At 39.4% G+C, this 1,562-nt stretch carries 1 protein-coding gene; it reads right to left on the reverse strand.

What is annotated here, in order from left to right:
* Positions 1–77: 77 nt before the first annotated feature.
* Positions 78–1,433: an IS1182 family transposase gene (locus BLR15_RS13775; RefSeq protein ID WP_092988377.1), complete on the reverse strand. Its 1,356-nt coding sequence runs from the start codon at positions 1,431–1,433 to the stop codon at positions 78–80.
* Positions 1,434–1,562 lie beyond the last annotated feature (129 nt).

Consider the following 1,562-nt stretch of genomic DNA (forward strand, 5'->3'; position numbering starts at 1 on the left):
GAATCAATTTCATAATTGCTCTTTTTAAAAATACAAAGACCTACAGAATTCCTAAAATGTATTTTAAAAAACAGAAATCATGCAGCTTGTTGCTGAATGAATTGAGCATCGATGCGGTCTGCAGCCAACTTGGATGCATTGTAAACAAGTGTCACCATGTCAAAATGAATTTTTGCGCGTTTTCCGGTACGATATCGAACATTGTTCAGTTGAAAGAATTCCTTAAGGTATGCATTGACTCTTTCTACCGCAGTACGGCGTTTGAAAATGTTTTTCCATGCTAGAGACCCACGGGCTGGTGCGGAATATTTCCTGAGATCTGTTGTTATTTTCATTTTGAAAACTTTTTGGCAGATGTCTTCGTTTGCCAAAGGACAATCATTACATTCTTTGGGTCTTGTATATTTTAATGTTTCATATTTGGCATCAAAGCTGTCGTAACGATAAGAATGCTCTCTGAAACAGGTCGGGGCAAAATGTTTATCAAAGCCGATTGGTTCCCCTTCATTGCGCTTGTTATATGCAATGATTGATCGTTTTTCCATTCGATGCACCTGTTCGTATATTGGTTCAAAATCATAGCCGGCGTCCATTGTATGATAAGACAATGACGGCAGAGATAAGTGTTCATGTATGCCTTTCAGTAAGGGGATAGCCATCTTTCCATCATTTAAATTGCCGGAAGAGAAAGCTGCCTGAAGAATATATTGACTTGATGTGCCAACGGCCAAATGGCCTTTATAGCCAAACCAATAAACATTCTTTCCTTCTGAATTCTTTTTCACACCCCACTTCGGGGTTAAAGGAATTTCAGCACGCAAATCATCTAGAGGTGTGTCTAACTGAGCTTCAATTTTCTTTTCGTAGAGGGATAAATTAGCCTCCTTCTCTGCTTGTTCTTTTAGCCACTCGTCACGCTCTTCTTTGGATTTGCGACCACGCTTTTTTGGTTCAGGCTTTGGTTTCTCTTCTTTTTGCGGCGCCTGATCACGTGCTTCAAAATGAGTGGCATCAATTGCGACAGTATCATCCGTGATGAATCCTTCTTCGATAGCTTGAAGAACGACTCTTTCCAGTTCCTGCTCCAGGATATTGGATTCTTCCAACTTCGTCACGAGTCGTGAATAAGAGGCTTCAGAAGGTATCGTATCAGAAACAAGAAACCCGCAATTCAACTTAAAAGCGATATCATCTTTAAGACGTTGGATAAGGTCTTTTATCATCGGGATACGTTCAACATATCTAACAAAGATAGAAATAATCATGGCGGCATAGTTCAACTCTTCAGGTGCACCAAGTCGGGACTTTTTCGTTACTGCATGATAAATTTTATCCAAATTTATCGTAGAAATAATGGCATCATATTTTTGGGGAGGTGCCATGTCATATAATTCCTGGATGCCAAATAAGCTTGGTTGTCGTATAATGGTCATAAGAAGCACTCCTTCAGTCTTTTTATGGTTTGTTCGTCAACTACCATTATACAAGATTTGGGGAGGTGCTTCTTTTTTTAACTCTCAAAACTGTTGGGAGACATGGGGTTAGAATTATGAAATTCATTC

The organism is Lacicoccus qingdaonensis (genome assembly GCF_900101075.1).
Classification (GTDB): domain Bacteria; phylum Bacillota; class Bacilli; order Staphylococcales; family Salinicoccaceae; genus Lacicoccus; species Lacicoccus qingdaonensis.

What these genes read in the sequence shown, in the direction of transcription:
- BLR15_RS13775 (WP_092988377.1), bottom strand. Translation starts at nt 1,433, where the DNA reads ATGACCATTATACGACAACCAAGCTTATTTGGCATCCAGGAATTATAT.